This window comes from Streptomyces sp. NPDC002867 (assembly GCF_053591895.1).
This window is the reverse complement of the sequence record NZ_JBSFUR010000013.1, coordinates 86,080-105,834: the sequence shown is the minus strand read 5'-3', so window position 1 is coordinate 105,834 and position 19,755 is coordinate 86,080. Positions and strand designations below refer to the sequence as shown.

General features: G+C 72.6%; 16 protein-coding genes. 13 read left to right on the top strand and 3 right to left on the bottom strand.

The features are described 5' to 3' along the window. Nucleotides 1-19 precede the first annotated feature (19 nt). From ACWD0A_RS15460 to ACWD0A_RS15435, 6 genes are all read left to right on the top strand, one after another. Nucleotides 20-754, top strand: coding sequence for an aminoacyl-tRNA hydrolase (locus ACWD0A_RS15460; RefSeq protein ID WP_451298269.1), 735 nt, complete (start codon nucleotides 20-22; stop codon nucleotides 752-754). A gap of 150 nt (nucleotides 755-904) precedes the next feature. After that, nucleotides 905-1,678 carry a DUF4142 domain-containing protein gene (locus ACWD0A_RS15455; RefSeq protein ID WP_307712885.1) on the top strand — a complete coding sequence of 258 codons (774 nt, stop codon included), beginning with the start codon at nucleotides 905-907 and terminating at the stop codon, nucleotides 1,676-1,678. Between the two features lie 130 nt (nucleotides 1,679-1,808). Further along, a complete protein-coding gene (locus tag ACWD0A_RS15450; protein WP_451298267.1) occupies nucleotides 1,809-3,128 on the top strand; it encodes a DUF692 domain-containing protein in 1,320 nt (439 codons plus the stop codon). Nucleotides 3,129-3,133: 5 nt separating this feature from the next. Beyond that, nucleotides 3,134-4,120: a TIGR04222 domain-containing membrane protein gene (locus ACWD0A_RS15445; RefSeq protein ID WP_451298265.1), complete on the top strand. Its 987-nt coding sequence runs from the start codon at nucleotides 3,134-3,136 to the stop codon at nucleotides 4,118-4,120. Between the two features lie 72 nt (nucleotides 4,121-4,192). Further along, nucleotides 4,193-5,020, top strand: coding sequence for a TIGR04222 domain-containing membrane protein (locus ACWD0A_RS15440; protein ID WP_451298263.1), 828 nt, complete (start codon nucleotides 4,193-4,195; stop codon nucleotides 5,018-5,020). A 118-nt stretch (nucleotides 5,021-5,138) separates the two neighbouring features. Further along, entirely contained in the window at nucleotides 5,139-6,758 is a 1,620-nt protein-coding gene (locus ACWD0A_RS15435) for an alpha/beta hydrolase (RefSeq protein WP_451298261.1), read from the top strand. A 180-nt stretch (nucleotides 6,759-6,938) separates the two neighbouring features. Here the strand turns inward: ACWD0A_RS15435 and hemQ are convergent, their stop codons facing one another. Both hemQ and hemG read right to left on the bottom strand, forming a co-directional pair. Next, nucleotides 6,939-7,652 (bottom strand): hydrogen peroxide-dependent heme synthase, encoded by a 714-nt coding sequence (hemQ, locus tag ACWD0A_RS15430; protein ID WP_451298259.1) that lies wholly within the window; start codon nucleotides 7,650-7,652, stop codon nucleotides 6,939-6,941. A gap of 4 nt (nucleotides 7,653-7,656) precedes the next feature. Beyond that, on the bottom strand, nucleotides 7,657-9,084 hold the full coding sequence (gene hemG, locus ACWD0A_RS15425; protein ID WP_451298257.1) for a protoporphyrinogen oxidase: 1,428 nt from the start codon (nucleotides 9,082-9,084) through the stop codon (nucleotides 7,657-7,659). Between the two features lie 141 nt (nucleotides 9,085-9,225). Here hemG and ACWD0A_RS15420 point away from each other — a divergent pair, with 141 nt between their 5' ends. Beyond that, nucleotides 9,226-10,152 carry a DUF4349 domain-containing protein gene (locus ACWD0A_RS15420; RefSeq protein WP_451298255.1) on the top strand — a complete coding sequence of 309 codons (927 nt, stop codon included), beginning with the start codon at nucleotides 9,226-9,228 and terminating at the stop codon, nucleotides 10,150-10,152. Between the two features lie 28 nt (nucleotides 10,153-10,180). Continuing rightward, nucleotides 10,181-11,563 carry an FAD-dependent oxidoreductase gene (locus ACWD0A_RS15415; RefSeq protein ID WP_451298253.1) on the top strand — a complete coding sequence of 461 codons (1,383 nt, stop codon included), beginning with the start codon at nucleotides 10,181-10,183 and terminating at the stop codon, nucleotides 11,561-11,563. A 73-nt stretch (nucleotides 11,564-11,636) separates the two neighbouring features. Here the strand turns inward: ACWD0A_RS15415 and hemE are convergent, their stop codons facing one another. Further along, a complete protein-coding gene (gene hemE, locus ACWD0A_RS15410; protein WP_307717685.1) occupies nucleotides 11,637-12,719 on the bottom strand; it encodes a uroporphyrinogen decarboxylase in 1,083 nt (360 codons plus the stop codon). Between the two features lie 113 nt (nucleotides 12,720-12,832). Between hemE and ACWD0A_RS15405 the strand changes: the two genes are divergently transcribed. The 5 genes from ACWD0A_RS15405 to ACWD0A_RS15385 all read left to right on the top strand — a co-directional run bounded on the left by ACWD0A_RS15405 (nucleotide 12,833) and on the right by ACWD0A_RS15385 (nucleotide 19,737). Beyond that, nucleotides 12,833-13,504, top strand: coding sequence for a DUF3000 domain-containing protein (locus ACWD0A_RS15405; protein WP_451298251.1), 672 nt, complete (start codon nucleotides 12,833-12,835; stop codon nucleotides 13,502-13,504). 264 nt (nucleotides 13,505-13,768) lie between these two features. Then, a complete protein-coding gene (locus ACWD0A_RS15400) occupies nucleotides 13,769-14,431 on the top strand; it encodes a response regulator transcription factor (RefSeq protein WP_177151815.1) in 663 nt (220 codons plus the stop codon). A gap of 79 nt (nucleotides 14,432-14,510) precedes the next feature. Continuing rightward, entirely contained in the window at nucleotides 14,511-15,797 is a 1,287-nt protein-coding gene (locus ACWD0A_RS15395; protein ID WP_451298249.1) for an HRDC domain-containing protein, read from the top strand. 587 nt (nucleotides 15,798-16,384) lie between these two features. Continuing rightward, complete coding sequence (locus ACWD0A_RS15390) at nucleotides 16,385-17,611, top strand: thiolase family protein (protein ID WP_451298247.1); 1,227 nt, start codon at nucleotides 16,385-16,387, stop codon at nucleotides 17,609-17,611. Next, on the top strand, nucleotides 17,608-19,737 hold the full coding sequence (locus ACWD0A_RS15385) for a 3-hydroxyacyl-CoA dehydrogenase NAD-binding domain-containing protein (protein ID WP_451298245.1): 2,130 nt from the start codon (nucleotides 17,608-17,610) through the stop codon (nucleotides 19,735-19,737). The genes ACWD0A_RS15390 and ACWD0A_RS15385 overlap by 4 nt, the downstream gene beginning before the upstream one ends. Nucleotides 19,738-19,755 lie beyond the last annotated feature (18 nt).

The following is a 19,755-nucleotide window of genomic DNA, read 5'->3' as shown; positions in this document are numbered from 1 at the left end:
CGGCTGGCACACTGATCGGGTGAGCAGCGAGAACACCGGCACCGAGGCCACCCGGCCCGCGGACAGTCCCTTCCGGCACGAGAACCGCCTGCGCGATGCGGCACCGCAGTTCGTCCTGCCGCTGGTCGTACGGATCGAGAAGGCCGAACCGCCCGCCCGCACCGACGCGCTGGAGACAGCGGCGCGTGCCGTCCTGGAGATCCTCGGCGACGAGCGGTCCGTGGGCGAGGGCGAGTGGTCCCGGGCGATGCGGGACTGGCAGGACGCGCGTATCCGCAAGGTGGTGCGCCGGGCGCGCGGGGCGGAGTGGCGCCGGGCGTGCACGCTGCCGGGCATCACCGTGACCGGCGAGCGGGCGGAGGTACGGGTCTTCCCGCCCGTCCCACTCGACGGCTGGCCGAAGGAACTCGCCAAGCTGCAGGTGTCCGGCACCGATCTCGGCGATCCCGCGCCGCCCGCCGCCCCCGACCTCGACGGTCCGGTGCTGTGGCTGAGCCCGGACCTGGACATGTCGGCCGGCAAGGCGATGGCCCAGGCGGGCCACAGTGCCCAACTCGCCTGGTGGGAGCTCTCCGAGACGGACCGCAAGGCATGGCGGACGGCCGACTACCGCCTGTCGGTGCGCACCGCCGATCCGGCACACTGGCGGGCGCTCACCGACAGCGGACTGCCGGTGGTGCGCGACGCGGGGTTCACGGAGATCGCTCCGGGCTCGTGCACGGTGATCGCCGATCATCCGGCGCTGCGCGGCTGAACATCCCGGCCCCCGGATGCGTATCCCCCAGTACCGCCAAGTAGGTTGACCGGCTAGGTTCGACCGGCGGACGGCCGGAGGACTGACCGGCCAGTCAGTAGTGGGGCGGTTTCGGCTGCCGTCTCACACATCGGCTCTGGAGGCACATTGTTGCGGCGCATCAACGGGACAGCACTCATCATCGCGGCTCTCGTCGTCACGGTCGGCGCGCTGGCGTTTCCTGTCTGGTCCTACGCCGACCGCTCCGGTACGGGACAGGCGAACCTCAACGCCTCGACCGTCGCGACACAGTGGGGCCCGCTCTCGGCGGCCGACCGGGACCTGCTGGTGAAGGTGCGGCTGGCGGGCCTGTGGGAGCTGCCCGCGGGCCAGCAGGCCATCGAGCGGGCGCCGAGCCAGGCGATCAAGGACGCGGGCGACCACCTCATCGTGGGCCACACCGACCTGGACCGGCGGGCGCGGGACGTGGCGGCGAAGCTGGGCGTCGAACTGCCCAACCAGCCCACGGAGCAGCAGCAGGGCTGGCTGCGGGAACTGTCCGCGGCGAGCGGGCAGGAGTACGAGCGCAAGTTCGCCAACCTGCTGCGCAACGCGCACGGCAAGGTCTTCTCAGCGATCGCGCAGGTCCGGCACACGACACGCAACGCGCTGATACGCCAGCTCGCCAGCGACGCCAACCAGACGGTGCTCGACCACATCACCATGCTGGAGGCGACCGGAATGGTCGACTTCGACGCGATCGCGAACGAGGCGGCGGGCAACGCGACGGCGAGCCCCAGCGGTCCGCCCCCGCCGGACGGGAACCTGCCGCCGGCGCCCGCGCCCGCGCAGCCGACCGGCGAGGTGTCCGTCACGTCACAGCCGTCGCCCGGGGCGCCGGGCACGGTGAACACGAACCGTCCCGAGGTGCCGCCGGCCGGATGAGGCATCTCCGGCGGAACCTCAGATGAAGCTCTGAACGTCCCCCTCTTCGGATTCACCCGTGCCTGACGGGGCCATGACCTCTGCACATCACATGTCAGGCAGAGGCTTGTCGGGCAGAGGAGGGGGACTCATGGAACTCGGCATCGGAATCGGCTGGCGGCCGGAGATCGCGGAGACGGTGGAGCGCCTGCCCGGCGTCGACTGGGTCGAGGTCGTCGCGGAGAACGTCTGCCCAGGGCACCTGCCGGCCTCGCTGACCCGTCTGCGGGAGCGCGGCACGCGCATCGTCCCGCACGGCGTCTCGCTCGGCCTCGGGGGCGCCGACCGGCCGTCGGCGCGCCGCCTCGCCGACCTGGCGGAGCGGGCCGAGGCCCTGGACGCGCCGCTGGTGACCGAGCACATCGCGTTCGTACGGGCCGGCGGCCCGCTCACGGCGTCGCCGGTGCTGGAGGCGGGCCACCTGCTGCCGGTGCCGCGCACGTGGGACGCACTGACCGTGCTGTGCGAGAACGTGCGCATCGCGCAGGACTCGCTGCCGGTGCCGCTCGCGCTGGAGAACATCGCGGCGCTGATCGCGTGGCCGGACGAGGAGCTCACGGAGGGCCAGTTCCTGGCGGAGCTGGTCGAGCGGACGGGCGTCCGGCTCCTGATCGACGTCGCGAACCTGCACACGAACCGTGTGAACCGGGGCGAGGACCCCTCGGCGGCGCTGGACGCGCTTCCGGTGGAGGCGATCGCCTACATACACGTGGCGGGCGGCGTCGAACGGGACGGCGTCTGGCACGACACCCACGCGCACCCGGTGACGCAGCCGGTCCTGGACGTGCTCGCGGACCTCCGCGCGAGGGTGTGCCCGCCGGGAGTGCTGCTGGAACGCGACGACGACTTCCCTCCGCCGAAGGCCCTGTCGTCCGAGCTGTCCAGGATCCGCGAGACGCTCCGCATGACGCCCGGGCCCGCCGCGCCCGAGCGGGCCGAGCCCGAGGGCAGCGGCGACGCGCGGGAGGCCGTCACCGTCCCGCCGCACAACGGCGGCGCCGCCCGGGAGCGGGTGGCGATCGGGCAGGCCGCCTTGACGTCCGCCCTGGTCGCGGGGACGCCCGCGCCCGAGGGGTTCGACCCGCGCCGGCTGCGCGTGCAGAGCAGGGCGCTCCAGGCCAAGCGGGCCGACGTCGTCGGCAAGGTCGCGCCCGAACTGCCCGGGATCCTCGGCGACGCCTACCGCCCCGCGTTCCTCTCGTACGCCAGGAACCGCCCCATGCACGCCGGTTACCGGCGCGACGCGCTCGACTTCGTCGAGCACCTCCTCGCCACCGGCCGCCCCGAGGACGCCGCCGTCCGGCGACGGCTCACCCTCTGGTGGCAGGAGCGCGCCGCGCCCGAGCCCCCGCGGCGGGCCGTACGATTCGCCCGCGCCGCGCGCAACGCTCTCGCCGGAATCGGAAGGTGAGCCCCATGCCCCTCCTCGCCCTCGCCCTCTACCTCGCCGTCGGACTCTCCTCCGCGCTGCTGATCGTCAAGGTCTCGGCCGCCCTCCGCAGCGCCTCGCACGGCGACGCACGCATCCACCACCCCTACGAGGCCGCTTTCCTCGCGGGCGGCCCGGCCCGCGTCGCCGACGCGGCGCTCGCCGCGCTGCACACGGACGGCCGAATCGTCGTCGGCGGCCCCGGCGTGGTCACGACGGTGCGCCAGGTCGCGCACGACCCCGTGGAGCGCGAGGTGTTCCGGGCACTGACCACCGCTCCCAGCGGGGCGCTCCACGTCGTGCGGCAGGACGTCATGCGCAGCCCCGCCGTGCAGGAGATCGGCCACGCCCTCGCCGCCCGCGGGCTCATGACGCCTCCCCGGCAGCACAGCGGCCTCTCCGCCTGGGGACTGACCCAGGGCATCCTCTGCGTCATCTGTCTGCCCCTCGCGGTTCTCGCGACCGCCGTGCAGTTCATGGACTCCGGCCACAAGCCGGTCGGTCTGCCGTTCGTCCTGACCGCGCTGCCCGCCCTGATCCCGGGCGTGGTGATCGGCTTCAGCCAGGCCAACCGTGCGGGCCGTCGCGTCGCCCCCGAGGGCCGCCGCGCCCTGCGCTCCTACAGTGCCGCGCATGCCCACGCCGCCCCGGGAGTCGTCGCGTTCGTCGCACTCCGCGGGGTGGGGGCGCTCCCCGACCCGCATCTGCGGGCCCAGTTGACGGGCGCCGCCCGGCTCGGCCGCGGGTCGCGCTCCACGGTGTCGCACACCGCGTACGCCGGGAACGACTCCGCAGCCTGCTCGGAGCCCGTATGGTGCGCGAGTTCGGGCTCCGGCTCGGGCTGCGGGGCCGGCAGCGGCGGTTCGGGCGGTTCGGGCTGCGGCGGCTCGTCCGGCTCCAGCTGCGGAAGTTCCTCAGGTTCCAGCTGCGGAAGCTCCTCCGGTTCCAGCTGCGGATCGTCCAGCAGCTCCTGACAGGCGTCACCGGCGCGTCCATATGGCGAACAGCCTGTGGCGCGACGCCCACTCCTCGCGTAGAACTCGCCCATGCTCTGGCTCATCCTCGTCCTCCTGGCCTGGGCCGTCGCGGCCGTCAGCTGTCTGCGGCTGTGCCTGGCCGCGGCCGACGCGACCCACCACCTGGACGAGGGAGCCGAGGAGGCCCGCGGCGAGGAGGCCGGCGCCGATGTGTGCGGTGCGTACGAGCTCACGCTCCCCGAGGCCGCGTTCCTGGCCGGCGGTCCGCAGCGGGTCACCGAGCTGACGCTCGTGTCGATGCACCGCGGGCGCCGGCTGCTGCTGGCGCACACGGGCTGGGCGACGGTCGTGGATCCCGACGGCGAGAACGACCTGGAGCGTTCGGTCATCGGCGCGATAGGTCCTTCGGGCCAGGCCCGCACGGCGGCGGTACGGACGGCCGTGTCCGCCGCCGATGCCGTACGCGCCCTCGCCGACCGGCTCGTCCGCGCCGGGCTCGCCGTCCCCGACACGGCCAGGAATCTCGTGGTCTGCGCGATCCGCGCCGTCCGCGCGGCGAGCGTCCTGACCGTGGTGCTGGCTGCCGGGGCCGTGCTGACGCTCTCCCAGGGACAACAGCCGGGTCCGGTCGTGGCGTGGTTCGCGCCGCCGCTCGTCATGACGCTGGGCTGTCTGGCTATAGCGCGTTTCGAGGTGCACGACTACCTCGGCTGGGCCTCCCCCGCCGGCAACCGGCTGCTCGACTCCCTCACCGACCGGGCAGCCGAACACGCCGCGTCCGGCGCAGGTGAACGTGCTCAGCTCACCATGGTCGCCGTTCACGGGGTCTGCGCACTCGACGATCCGCAGCTGCGGGCCGCGTTCGCGAGCGGCCGGACAGCCGACCGGATCCGCTGATTCCGGCCATCGGGGCCGACACGCGACACACACCGGTGCTTTACAACATCAATCGCCCGACAAAGGATCCTTTCGTCCCGCGGCCGTCGGGCCGCCGCACGTGCACGAAGGGAACGCGATGAGAACAGTTGCGAAGTTCGGAGCCGTGGCGGGCCTCGGTTCCTTGGTCCTCACGACACTCACCGCCCCTCCGGCCGGCGCCGTCCATCCGACCGGCGGTGCCTCTCCCGCGTACGCCGAGGCCCACGGGACCGCGGTGGCCGCCGAGCGCGCCGCGGCCGCCGGCATCGCCTTCGGCGCCTGCCCGAAGGAGGAGGGCCTGGCCGAGCCGGTCACCTGCGGCACGGTCGAGGTGCCGCTGGACTACGCGAAGCCGTCGGGCCGTCAGATCACGCTGACCGTCAGCCGGGTACGGGCGAGCGGCCCGTCGGCCGAGCGGCAGGGCGCGCTCGTCTACAACCCCGGCGGCCCCGGCGCGTCCAGCATGTCCTTCCCCATGGCGGCCGAGCTGCCCGAGTGGAAGAACATCGCGCGGGCGTACGACATCGTGGGTTACGCCCCCCGGGGCGTGGACCGCTCCGCGCCGTTGTCCTGCCAGGACCCGGCGGACTTCGTACGGGCGCCGACGCAGGCGCCGACGCATCCCTCCCTCGCGTACAAGCTGGAGCGCATCGCGCAGGCGAAGGCGTACGCGCGGGGCTGCGCGCGCAAGGCCGGTGCGGCGCTGCGCCATTACACGTCGCTCAACAACGCGCGCGACCTCGAGGTGCTGCGCGCGGCGCTCGGCGAGAAGAAGCTGACGTTCATGGGCGCGTCGTACGGCACGTACTTCGGCGCGTTGTACGCGACCCTGTTCCCGCGCCAGGTGCGCCGCATGGTGTTCGACTCGGCGGTCAACCCCGACCCGAGCAGGATCTGGTACCGCAACAACCTCGGTCAGTCGCTGGCGTTCGAGAGCCGCTGGGCCGACTTCCGTGCCTGGGTCGCCAAGCACGACGCCACGTACAAGCTGGGCGCCACGGCGCAGGAGGTCGCCCGCAGTCATGAACGGGTGCGCGCCGCGCTGGCGGCGAAGCCGGCGGGCGGCAAGGTCGGCCCGGGGCAGCTCCACGCGGCGCTGCTGAGCGTGGCCTATCACGACGACTACTGGCCGCTGCGCGCGAAGGCGCTGTCGGCGTACCTGAAGGGCGACCCGAAGCCGCTGATCGCCCAGGCCGCCCCGCAGCAGGGCACCGAGAAGGCGGCGGAGAACGCCAACGCCGTCTACACGGCGGTGGAGTGCAACGACGCCCCGTGGCCCGAGGACTGGCAGACCTGGGACCGCGACAACACGCGGCTCGCACGGATCGCGCCGTTCGAGACGTGGGACAACGCGTGGATGAACCTGCCGTGCGCGTTCTGGCAGGCGCCCCGGCAGCAACCGGTGGACGTGGGCACGGCGCGGGGCGCGCTGCCCACGACGCTGATCCTGGCGGCGGAACGGGACGCGGCGACGCCCTACGAAGGCGCGCTGGAGCTGCAGCGGCGGCTGCGCGGCTCGGTGCTGATCACGGAGGAGGACGCGGGCACGCACGGCATCGGCGGCGGGAACAACGCGTGCGTCAACGCGTACCTGGAGGACTACCTGCTGCACGGGAAGACGCCGGTGCGGCGCGCATCATGCGCGCCGCACCCGGAGCCGGACCCGGTGTCGCTGGACCGGCACGCGGAGCAGGGGAAACTGCCGCACGCCGTCTGATCTTCCGGGTCAGGGGTGCGGCCGGGTCCGCGGCTCACCAGGGCAGGGGCCGTTGACGGTCCCCGCCGGTGGTCGGTTTCCACGGGCCCGGCCGAGGCGACCGGGCCCATGAGCCCGGTCGTGGACGGCTGGGTTTCCGCGTAGAACGCGGGGAAACCTCGCCGTCGGGATTCTGCGGGACTACGCGAGCCCCGCCACCAGATCCGCCACGCTCTTGCGGCGGCCCGTGTAGAACGGGACCTCCTCGCGCACGTGCATACGGGCCTCGGACCCGCGCAGGTGGCGCATCAGGTCGACGATCCGGTACAGCTCGTCCGCCTCGAAGGCCAGGATCCACTCGTAGTCGCCGAGCGAGAACGACGCCACCGTGTTGGCGCGCACGTCCGGGTAGCCACGGGCCATCTTGCCGTGGTCGGCGAGCATCCGGCGGCGGTCCTCGTCGGGGAGCAGGTACCAGTCGTAGGAGCGCACGAAGGGGTACACCGAGACGTAGTTGCGGGGCGTCTCGTCGGCCAGGAAGGCCGGGATGTGCGACTTGTTGAACTCGGCGGGGCGGTGCAGCGCCATGTTCGACCAGACCGGCTCGAGTGCGCGGCCGAGACGGGTGCGCCGGAAGCGGTTGTACGCGTCCTGGAGCTCGTCCGCGGTCTCCGCGTGCCACCAGATCATCACGTCGGCGTCGGCACGCAGCCCGGACACGTCGTAGGTCCCGCGCACGGCGACGTCCTTGGCGGCGAGCTGGTCGAACAGCTCCTGGACCTCGTCGGCGTAGCCGGAGCGGTCCTCGGGCAGCGCATCTCGAAGCCTGAAGACGGACCACAGCGTGTACCGGATGACCTCGTTGAGGTCCTTGGCCTTCTTGCCTGCGTTCGGGATCTTTTCGGGCGCACTCATACGGCTATTGTCCCGCGTCCCGATCAGTGCCCCGCGCCAGGGTCGGCGTGGCGAGAATCTCGTCCGCCGCGCGCTGTCCGCTGCCGATGCAGGCGGGGATGCCGACACCGTCGTAGACCGCTCCGCACACCCGCAGGCCGGGCAGCTCGGCGATGGCGTCGCGGATGCGGGCGACACGGGCGAGATGCCCGACGGGGTACTGGGGCAGACCGCCGGTCCAGCGGGTGACCTCGGACGCCACGGGCGCGGCCGTGAGGCCGATCGCCTCGGCGAGGTCGGTCAGGGACACGCCGACCAGCTCCGAGTCCTCGCGTTCCAGTGCCTGCTCCTCCCCGTAACGGCCGACGGAGGTGCGCAGGACGAACAGGTCGCCCGCCCCCTCGGCCACCCAGCTCCACTTGTTGGAGGAGAAGGTGGACGCCTTGATCGCCCGGCCGTCCACGGGCGGGACGAGGAACCCGCTGCCGGGCGGCGGCGAGCCGAGGTCGGCGCGCCGGAAGGCGAGGGTGACCAGGGCCATGGAGGCGTACTCGACGCGGCCGAGTTCGGCCGCCGCGGCCGGGGACTCGACGGCCAGCAGCGCGGACGCGGACCAGGCAGGGGTGGCGAGGACGACGGCGTCGGCGGTCAGCGGCTCGCGGTCGGTGCGGATCCGCCAGCCGGAGCCGGTGCGGGTCAGCCCGAGAACGGCGGTGGAGGTGCGGATGTCGCCGCCGCCCTCGCGTACGGACGCGGCGACGGCGGCGGGCAGCGTTCCCATCCCGCCGTCGAGTCCCATGAAGACGGGCCCGGCGCCCTGCTGCGCGGCTCCCTTGGCCTGGACCTCGCGTACGCCGTCGAGCAGAGTGGCGTGGCGGCGAAGGGCGTCGAAGAGGCCGGGGACCGCGGCGCGCATCGAGATGCGGTAGGCGTCGCCCGCGTACACCCCGCCGAGCAGCGGTTCGACGAGCCGGTCGACGACCTCGCGGCCGATGCGCTCGGCCACGTACGCGCCGACGGCGACGTCGTCACCGACCTCGACGGGCGGCAGGTCCTTCTCGCGCCCGATGCGGTCGATCCCCTCGGGCGAGATCAGGCCGGCCAGGGCCTCCTGGGTGCCGGGCACGCCCATGACGTGGCCCTTGGGCATGGGACGCAGGGCGCCGCGGGTCCAGACCGCGGAGGTCGCGACGGCGGGCGGCTGGAGCCGGTCACCGAGACCGACCGCACGGGCCAGGTCGGTGCCCTCGCTGCGGCGCGCGAGCATCGATTCGGCGCCGAGGTCCACCGGGACGCCCGCGATCTCGCCGCCCTGGAGTTTGCCGCCGAGGTGGTCGGTGGCCTCGACGAGGGTGACGCGCACGCCGGCGGTGACCAGGCGGTGGGCGGCGGCCAGACCGGCGATGCCGCCCCCGATGACGACGACATGACGCGCCGCTGTGTCCACGTTCATGAGGCAACTCTCTCAAACGCCCGAACGCCCCCCGTAACGAGTCCTGACCGTGACCGGTTCGGAACCGGATACGGGCAACCCGTCACCAGGGGTGAGCCGTCGAACCGGCAACCGCTCACCATTCCAGCCCTGGGGGGTCTCATGGGTGCACGACGAACGCTCGCGGTCCTGCTGCTCACCGCGTCGCTCGGCCTCGTCGGCTGCGGCGCGAGCGATTCCGCGTCCGGCGACGCCAAGTCGGCCGCACACGACGGCGGCAGGGGCGCCGCCGGATCCGGCTTCTCGGCGGACGAGTCCGCCGAGAAGCCCGCCGAGGGGGCGGACCGGGACGGGACGGCGAAGTCCTCGGCGCCGTCTGCGCCGCACATCATCCGCACCGCCGCACTCGACATGGAGGTGAAGGACGCGGTCAAGGCGCTCGCGAACGCGCGCGCGGTGGCGGAGCGGGCGGGCGGCCGGGTCGAGAACGAGAGCACCGAACGCGTCGACGACTCCCATGTGACCTCGCATGTCGTCCTGCGCGTACCGCAGGAGCGGTACGGCCCGGTCCTCACGGAGCTCGCGGGTGCCGGAAAGCTGCTCTCCCGCAAGGCCGACGCGAAGGACGTCACCGACCAGGTGGTGGACGTGGAGAGCCGTATCGCGACCCAGCGGGCGAGTGTGGCGCGGGTCCGGGAGCTGATGGAGCGGGCGACGAAGCTGTCCGACGTGGTCACGCTGGAGGGACAGCTGAGCAGCCGTCAGGCGGAACTGGAGTCCCTGCTGGCGCGGCAGGCTTCGCTGAAGGACCGCACGACGCTGGCGACGATCACGCTGACACTGACCGAGGCGGAGACGCCGGACGCGAAGGAGGACGACGCCCCCGGTTTCCTGGACGCGCTCGGCGGCGGCTGGGACGCGCTGGTGGCGACGCTTCGGTGGATCACTGTGGCGATCGGTGCGGTGGCGCCGTTCGCCGCGCTGCTGGGCCTGCTGTACGCGATGTGGCGGTGGCTGGTCCGGCCGCGGCTGCGGCCCCGTCCGGCGCCGGGTGCGGAGGTGACATCTCCTTCCGGGGCGCGGGACTGAACCGGCCCTGCGCCGTAGCGTGTTCCTCATGACAACGGAGCGACTGGTGGTCGTGGGGGGCGATGCGGCGGGCATGTCCGCCGCATCGCAGGCACGCAGGATGAAGGGCCCGGACGAGCTGGAGATCGTGGCGTTCGAGCGCGGGCACTTCAGCTCGTTCTCGGCGTGCGGCATCCCGTACTGGGTGGGCGGGGACGTGTCCGAGCGGGACGAACTGATCGCCCGTTCGCCGCAGGAGCACCGCGCCCGCGGGATCGATCTGCGCATGCGCACCGAGGTGACGGAGATCGACACGGCAGGCGGCCGGGTGCGCGCCCGCGACCTGGAGAGGGGCGAGGAGGCGTGGACGGGCTACGACAAGCTGGTCGTCGCCACCGGCGCCCGCCCGGTACGGCCCCCGCTGCCCGGCATCGACGCGGCCGGCGTGCACGGGGTGCAGACGCTCGACGACGGCCAGGCGCTCCTGGACACGCTGACGCGTACGGAGGGCCGGCGCGCCGTGGTCGTGGGCGCCGGATACATCGGCGTGGAGATGGCGGAGGCGCTGCTCAAGCGCGGCTACGAGGTGACCGTGGTGACGCGCGGCCGGCAGCCGATGGCCACGCTGGACCCCGACATGGGCGCCTTGGTGCACCGGGCGATGGACGGGCTGGGCATCACCACGGTGACCGGTTCGGCCGTCACCAAGATCCGCGCGGGTGAGGACGGCCGGGTCCGGGCGGTGGCGACCGACGACGCCGAGTACCCGGCGGACGTGGTGGTCCTGGGTATAGGAGTCGAGCCGGAGACGGCCCTGGCCCGTGCCGCGGGCCTGCCCCTCGGCCGGTACGGCGGCCTGCTCACGGACCTGTCGATGCGGGTGCGCGGTCACGAGAACATCTGGGCGGGCGGGGACTGCGTCGAGGTGCTGGACCTGGTCTCGGGCCGCGAACGCCATGTCGCGCTGGGCACCCACGCGAACAAGCACGGCCAGATCATCGGCGCGAACGCCGGCGGCGGCTACGGCACGTTCCCCGGCGTGGTGGGCACCGCGGTGAGCAAGGTCTGCGAGCTGGAGATCGCCCGCACGGGTCTGCGGGAGAAGGACGCGCGGGAGGTGGGCCTGCAGTACGTGACGTCGACGATCGAGTCGACGAGCCGCGCGGGCTACTACCCGGACGCGGCGCCGATGACGGTCAAGATGCTCGCCGAACGCCGCACGGGCCGGCTGCTGGGGGTTCAGATCGTGGGCCGCGAGGGCGCGGCGAAGCGCGTGGACATCGCGGCGGTGGCGCTGACCGCGGGGATGACGGTGGAGCAGATGACGGCGCTGGACCTGGGGTACGCGCCGCCGTTCTCGCCCGTGTGGGACCCGGTCCTGGTGGCCGCGCGCAAGGCGACGGCGGCGGTACGGGCGGAAGGTCGGAGGTAAGGCGGCGGGGACGCGCTGCCGGTGCTCGCCGCGGGGCAGCAGGCCCCGCGGCGAGCGGTGTGTCCGGGCGCGCTCACCGCGCGGTCGTCTCGTGGACGTCGGCCACCAGACGCGTCAGCGCGTCGGGGTCCGTCGTGGGCAGCACCCCGTGCCCGAGGTTGAACACGTGCCCCTCCAGACCCGCGGCGGCCTCCAGGACCTCGCGGGTCTTGGTGCGCACCGCCTCCGGGGACGAGAAGAGCACGGCCGGGTCCAGATTGCCCTGGAGCGCCTTGCCCGGACCCACCCGGCGGGCGGCCTCGTCGAGCGGGACGCGCCAGTCGACGCCGACCACGTCCGCGCCCGCCTCGCCCATCAGCCCCAGCAGCTCCCCGGTGCCCACACCGAAGTGGATGCGCGGGACGCCGTACGACGCGACCGACGCGAAGACCTTCGCCGACGCCGGCATCACCGAGCGCCGGTAGTCCGCGGGGGCCAGCGCGCCCACCCAGGAGTCGAAGAGCTGGACCGCGGACGCCCCGGCCTCGATCTGGACCTTCAGGAAGGCGGAGGTGATGTCCGCGAGCCGGTCCAGCAGGTCGGCCCACAGCTGCGGGTCGCCGTACATCAGGGCCTTGGTGTGCTCGTGGTTGCGGGAGGGCCCGCCCTCCACCAGATAGCTGGCGAGGGTGAACGGTGCGCCCGCGAAGCCGATCAGCGGGGTCGCGCCGAGCTCCTCGGTGAGCATCCCGATCGCCTCGGTGACGTAGGCGACGTCGTCGGGCGTCAGATCGCGCAGCCGTTCCAGATCGGCGCGCGTGCGGATCGGCTCGGCGACGACCGGGCCGACGCCCGGCTTGATGTCGAGGTCGACACCGACGGCCTTCAGCGGCACCACGATGTCGCTGAAGAAGATCGCCGCGTCCACCTTGTGCCGCCGCACCGGCTGCAGCGTGATCTCGGTGACGAGCTCGGGCCGCATGCACGACTCGAGCATCGGGATGCCCTCGCGCACCTTCAGGTACTCGGGAAGCGAGCGTCCGGCCTGCCGCATGAACCAGACCGGCGTGTGCGGCACGGGTTCGCGCCTGCACGCCTTCAGGAAAGCGGAGTCGTACGTCTTCGTCGGCTGGCCCTGGGACGGGGTGTCCCCGGCTCGGGCGGAGCCTCGAGTCAGGGGAAGGTCGTTGGCGCTCACGCCCAGAATCTTCGCACGTGAGGAAGAAGTGGCCGCCCCGGGCAGGGTGTCCCTCCCTGCGCGACGGCCTCGTTCCGCCTACTCTTCCCCGCATGGCTGCGGCTCAGGGACATTTTTCCGATCATTCCAACGGCGTCGATGCGCCGGAAGGCGCGGAGCAGGGCGGGGTGCCGCGCGTGTTCCGCCAGGCGGTCGAGGCCTTGCGGTCCGCCCGGCTGCGGGCGGAGATCGAGATCGATCCGACCCGGCCGCCGCAGAAGCTCGCCCCGCACGCCTACGCCCTGGAAGCCGCGGTCGTCGACGGCGAGGACGATCTCGCGGACGGCCGGCTCGTCCTGCTCCACGATCCCGCGGGCCACGAGGCGTGGCACGGCACGTTCCGTCTGGTCACGCTGGTGCGGGCGGAGCTGGAACCGGAGATGGCCGCCGACCCGCTGCTGCCGGAGGTCTGCTGGTCCTGGCTGACGGGCGCGCTGGAGGCCCGCGGGCTGGCGTACGGGGAGCCGAGCGGCACCGTCACCCGCGCGGGGTCTCACTATTTCGGTGGACTCGCCGACCGCCGTCCCGCGACCCAGATCGAGATCCGTGCGTCGTGGACTCCGCAGGAGGGGGCGGGGGGCGTCCCGGACACCGCCACGCACCTCGCCGCCTGGTGCGATCTCCTCTGCCAGGTCGCCGGACTGCCCCCTTCGCCGGCCGGTGCCGCCGACGGCACGACGGGCGTGGTGAGCCTTCCGCAGCGGCGAGGACCGCAGCAGCCCTGAGGAGCGGAACGGCTCATCCGCGGGACACTGACGCGGGCCGTGCGACGCCCTGCCCCGCTCGTACACGGGCAGGCGCACGTGCACGTGCTCGCTCGTAGGATGATCGATCGCCTGTCCGAATTGTCCTGATAATTACTCACCAAATCGTGATCATTCCCTAAAGGCGGACGGGTTTGATGCCGAAGAGGTCAATGACCTAACTGCACGGTTCGCCCCGGCTTCTTCCCCGAGCCGGCTCCGTCCCGCACCTTTCCAGGAGGCCTGGTGTCCGTTCTTCTCGAGCAGCCCGCAAGCCTGGTCGCCTACCGCCCCAACAAGCCGACGGCCATGGTCGTCGTGGCCGACCCGCGCGTCCGTTCCACCGTCACCCGCCACCTGTGGGCGCTCGGAGTCCGTGACGTGATCGAGGCGTCGTCCATCGCGGAGGCCCGTCCCCGCGTCGGCAACCCCCGCGACATCTGCGTTGCCGACGTTCACCTGCCCGACGGTTCCGGGCTGACCCTCTTGTCCGAGACGCGTGCCGCGGGCTGGCCGAACGGCCTCGCGCTGTCCGCCGCCGACGACATCGGCGCCGTGCGCAACGCCCTCGCCGGAGGCGTCAAGGGCTACGTCGTCACCGGTACGCGCACCAATATCGGACACCCCGCCCGACCCGGCGCCGCCCCCATCGGCTCCGCGGCCGGTCGCATGCACCGCCGCCCCCCGGGTGCCCCGAGCCACCCGGGCGGCTACCGCGAGCTGTCCGGCCGCGAGGTCGAGGTCCTGCGCCTGGTGGCGGAGGGCCAGTCGAACAAGGCGATCGGCGTCTCGATGGGCCTGTCCGCACTGACCGTCAAGAGCCACCTCGCCCGTATCGCCCGCAAGCTGGGCACGGGCGACAGGGCCGGAATGGTGGCGGTGGCCCTGCGGACCGGCATCATCCACTGAAACTCTTGACACTTCCTCCGCGCCCGTCGACGGAACGTTCCGTCGACGGGCGCGATCCGTTCACAGATACCCTTGGCACGTGACCGACGCCCAAGAGACCGCAGCGCAGACATCACTGCGAACCACCGGGGGCGCCCCTCCGGACGACGGCGTACCCGCCGACGGGCTGCCGATCCCCCTGCTGGAGCCCCGTGACGGCATCCCGCCGGTGGTCGCCGACGAGGATGCGCTCGCCGAGGTGATCGCGGCCTTCGCCGCGGGCACCGGCCCCGTGGCCGTCGACGCGGAACGCGCCTCCGGCTACCGCTACGGCCAGCGTGCCTACCTCGTGCAGCTGCGCCGCGAAGGCGCGGGCACCGCGCTCGTCGACCCGGTGGGCTGCCCCGATCTGTCCGGGCTCGGCGAGGCCCTCGCCGACGCCGAATGGATCCTGCACGCCGCCACCCAGGACCTGCCCTGCCTGCGCGAAATAGGCATGGTGCCGACGCGGCTGTTCGACACCGAGCTGGCCGGCCGCCTCGCGGGTTTCCCTCGCGTCGGGCTCGGCGCGATGGTGGAGGGCGTCCTCGGCTACGCGCTGGAGAAGGGCCACTCCGCGGTCGACTGGTCCACCCGTCCGCTGCCCGAGCCGTGGCTGCGTTACGCCGCGCTCGACGTGGAGCTGCTGGTCGACCTGCGCGACGCGCTGGAGAAGGAGCTGGAGCGCCAGGGGAAGCTGGAGTGGGCGGTCCAGGAGTTCGCCGCGATCGCCGCGGCCCCGCCGGCGCCGCCGCGGAAGGACCCGTGGCGGCGGACGTCGGGCATGCACAAGGTGCGCCGGCGCCGTCAGATGGCGGTCGTACGGGAACTGTGGACGGCCCGCGACAAGGTCGCGCAGCGGCGTGACGTGTCGCCCGGCAAGGTGCTCGGCGACGCGGCGATCGTGGAGGCGGCGCTCGCGCTGCCGGCCAACCTGCACGCCCTGACGGCGCTGCCCGGTTTCGGGCACCGGATGGGACGGCGTCAGCTGGAGCAGTGGCAGGCGGCCGTCGACCGGGCGAAGGCTCTGCCCGACTCCGAGCTCCCGCAGCCCGGTCAGCCGGTGGCGGGCCCGCCGCCGCCCCGCGCCTGGGCCGACAAGGACCCCGCGGCGGCGGCCCGCCTGTCGGCCGCCCGCGCGGCGGTGTCGGCACTTGCCGAGGAACTGAACGTGCCCCAGGAGAACCTGATCACCCCGGACACGGTGCGCAGGGTCTGCTGGGAACCGCCGTCGCCGGTCACGCCGGACTCGGTCGCGGAGATGCTGGGATCGCTGGGCGCGAGGCAGTGGCAGATCGAACTGGCGGCCCCTCTTCTGTCGGCTGCGCTGGTCACGGGTCCGGCGTAACGCCAGGCGGGGCCTGTGCCGGGTTCCCCGGGCGGGCCGGGCACGCGGCCTGGGCCGGGCCGGGCCGGGCCGGGCTGTCGGATGCTCCCGCCGGGCGGGCGAAACGGCGCCCGCCCGGCGCTGCGGCGCCACGGCGTGCCCGTTCACCGCGCCGAGCCCTGTCCGTCCCCCAGGGCCACGGCGCCCTTCCATGGCCACAGCGATCCGGCCCCTGCGCCCATCGGTCGGTGGGGTCGCCTCCCTCGCGGCGGCTCGGCCGGAGCGCCGTCGGCGCAGGGGCACGGCGTCTGCCGCCCGAACGGCCTTGGCAGCGCGGCCCCGGCCGGGCGACATCTCCTCTGTCGCGCCGCAGCCGGCCCTCCGGGCGCGGCCCCCGCCCCGCCGGAGCGCCCCCATCACGCCGCATCCCGAACCCGCGATCCCCACCGGGCGAGCCCGCGGACACCACCCTGACGTGTGACCTTCACCGCCCCGCCCCCCGGGGGACTGGGCAGCATGGTTACCCACAAGTAGCATGAGAGAAGCAAGCGCACGCTCAGGCGTGTGCGCCGCAGCAGTGCAACCCCGCACCCTGGAGGAGAGCCATCGTGCCTCGTACCGTCAGGGACGTCGTCTTCGTCGACGGCGTCCGCACCCCGTTCGGCAAGGCGGGCCCGAAGGGCATCTACCACGAGACCCGCGCCGACGATCTCGTCGTGAAGGCCATCAGGGAGCTGCTGCGGCGCAACCCGGCCCTCGACCTGAAGAAGATCGACGAAGTCGCCATCGCGGCGACCACGCAGATCGGTGACCAGGGCCTGACCCTCGGCCGCACCGCGGGCATCCTCGCCGGGCTGCCGCAGTCCGTGCCGGGCTACTCCATCGACCGCATGTGCGCCGGTGCGCTCACCGCCGTGACGAGCGTCGCCGGCTCCATCGCCTTCGGTGCGTACGACGCCGTCATCGCCGGCGGTGTCGAGCACATGGGGCGTCACCCCATGGGCGAGGGCGTCGACCCGAACCCGCGCTTCGTCAGCGAGAAGCTCGTCGACGAGTCGGCCCTCTTCATGGGCATGACCGCGGAGAACCTGCACGACCGCTACCCGCACATCACCAAGCAGCGCGCCGACGAGTACGCCGTGCGTTCGCAGGAGAAGGCCGCCAAGGCGTACGCCGACGGCAAGATCCAGCAGGACCTCGTGCCGGTCTCCGTCCGCCGCACCAACCCCGAGGCCGGCGAGACCGGCTGGGGCCTGGTCACCGCCGACGAGCCGATGCGCCCGGGGACGACCCTGGAGAGCCTGGCCGGTCTGAAGACGCCGTTCCGCGTCCACGGCCGCGTCACCGCCGGCAACGCCGCGGGCCTCAACGACGGCGCCACCGCGTCGATCATCGCCTCCGAGGACTTCGCCCGCGAGAACAACCTCCCGGTCAAGATGCGCCTCGTCTCGTACGCCTTCGCCGGCGTCGAGCCGGAGGTCATGGGCTACGGCCCGATCCCGGCGACCGAGAAGGCCCTCGCCAAGGCGGGCCTCACGATCGAGGACATCAACCTCTTCGAGATCAACGAGGCGTTCGCCGTCCAGGTCCTGGCCTTCCTGGACCACTACGGCATCGCCGACGACGACGCGCGCGTCAACCAGTACGGCGGCGCCATCGCCTTCGGCCACCCGCTGGCCTCCTCCGGCGTGCGTCTGATGACGCAGCTGGCCCGCCAGTTCGAGGAGCAGCCGGAGGTCCGCTACGGCCTGACCACCATGTGCGTCGGCTTCGGCATGGGCGCCACGGTCATCTGGGAGAACCCGCACCACAAGGACGCCGGAGGCAACAAGTGAGCACCACCACTGAGCTCCTGAAGGGCGCGGCCGAGCTGTTCCCGGACGAGGTCGTCACGCAGGCGCACGTGCGCCACCTCGACCTCCCCGCGGGCGCCGGGCGCTTCGCGCTCATCACGCTCGACAACGGCCTGGACCACACCAAGCCGACCACCTTCGGACCGCAGTCGCTCGCCAACCTCGACGCGGCGATCGACCAGGTCGAGAAGGAGGCCGCCGAGGGCGCGATCGTCGGTGCCGGTGTCACCGGCAAGCCGTTCATCTTCGCCGTCGGCGCCGACCTCAAGGGCGTCGAGCTGCTCAAGCAGCACTCGGACGCGCTCGCCATCGGCAAGGGCGGCCACGACGTCTTCAAGCGCCTCGCAGGCCTCGCCGTGCCGACCTTCGCGTACTACAACGGCGCGGCCATGGGCGGCGGCGTCGAGGTCGGTCTGCACTGCACGTACCGCACCGTCTCCAAGGCGATCCCGGCGTTCTCGCTGCCCGAGGTCTTCCTCGGTCTCGTCCCGGGCTGGGGCGGCTGCACGATCCTGCCGAACCTGATCGGCGCGGACCGCGCGGTCTCGGTCATCATCGAGAACTCGCTCAACCAGAACAAGCAGCTCAAGGGCGCGCAGGTCTTCGAGCTCGGCATCGCCGACGCGATCTTCGAGGGCGCCGACTTCCTGGAGCAGTCCCTGGTGTGGACCGCCAAGGTCCTCACCGGTGAGATCGCGGTCGAGCGCGCCGACGTCGACCGCGGCGAGGGCTGGGACCAGGCCGTCGCCCGTGGCCGCTTCATCGCGGACTCCAAGGTGCACGGCGCCGCGCCCGCCGCCTACCGCGCCCTCGACATCATCGAGGCCGCCAAGGACGGCGACCTGCAGAAGGGCTTCGACGCCGAGGACACCGCGCTCGCCGACCTGATCATGGGTGGCGAACTCCGCTCCGGCATCTACGCCTTCAACCTGGTCCAGAAGCGCGGCAAGCGCCCGGCCGGCGCCCCCGACAAGAGCCTGGCCCGCCCGGTCACCAAGGTCGGCGTCGTCGGCGCCGGTCTGATGGCCTCTCAGCTCGCGCTGCTGTTCCTGCGCCGCCTGGAGGTGCCGGTCGTGCTGACCGACATCGACCAGGAGCGCGTCGACAAGGGTGTGGGCTACGTCCACGCCGAGATCGACAAGCTGCTCGGCAAGCGCCGCATCAACCAGGACAAGGCCAACCGCCTCAAGGCCCTGGTGACCGGTGTGCTCGACAAGGCCGAGGGCTTCGCGGACGCGGACTTCATCATCGAGGCCGTGTTCGAGGAGATGTCCGTCAAGCAGAAGGTGTTCGCGGAGGTCGAGGCGGTCGCCCCGGCGCACGCGATCCTCGCCACCAACACCTCCTCGCTGTCGGTCAGCGAGATGGCCTCCAAGCTCAAGCACCCCGAGCGCGTCGTCGGCTTCCACTTCTTCAACCCGGTCGCGGTCCTGCCGCTGCTGGAGATCGTCCGCGGCGAGAAGACGGACGACGCGTCTCTCGCCACCGCGTTCGGTGTCGCGAAGAAGCTGAAGAAGACCGCGGTCCTCACCAAGGACGCCCCGGCGTTCGTCGTGAACCGCATCCTGACCCGCTTCATGGGCGAGATCCAGAACGTCATCGACGAGGGCACCCCGGTCGCCACCGCCGAGAAGGCCATCGAGCCGCTCGGTCTGCCGATGTCGCCGCTGGTCCTGCTGGAGCTCGTCGGCCCCGCCATCGGTCTGCACGTCTCGGAGACCCTGAACAAGGCGTTCCCGGACCGCTTCACGGTCTCCCCGAACCTGAAGGCGGTCGTCGAGGCCGGCAAGCGCGGCTTCTACGTCTACGACTCCGGCAAGCCGGAGCTGGACCCGGAGGTCGCCGCGCTCCTGAAGCAGGGCGACACCGTCCTGACCGAGGAGCAGGTGCGTGCCCGCGTCCTGGACGCGGTGGCGCAGGAGATCGGCCTGATGCTGGACGAGGGTGTCGTGGCCGAGGCTCAGGACATCGACCTGTGCCTGATCACGGGCGCCGGCTGGCCCTTCCACCTGGGCGGCATCACGCCGTACCTGGACCGTGAGGGCGTCTCGGAGCGCGTGAACGGCAAGCGGTTCCTGGCGCAGGGCGTCGCCAGCGTCCCCGCGTAAGGGGTCACCGTCAGACGA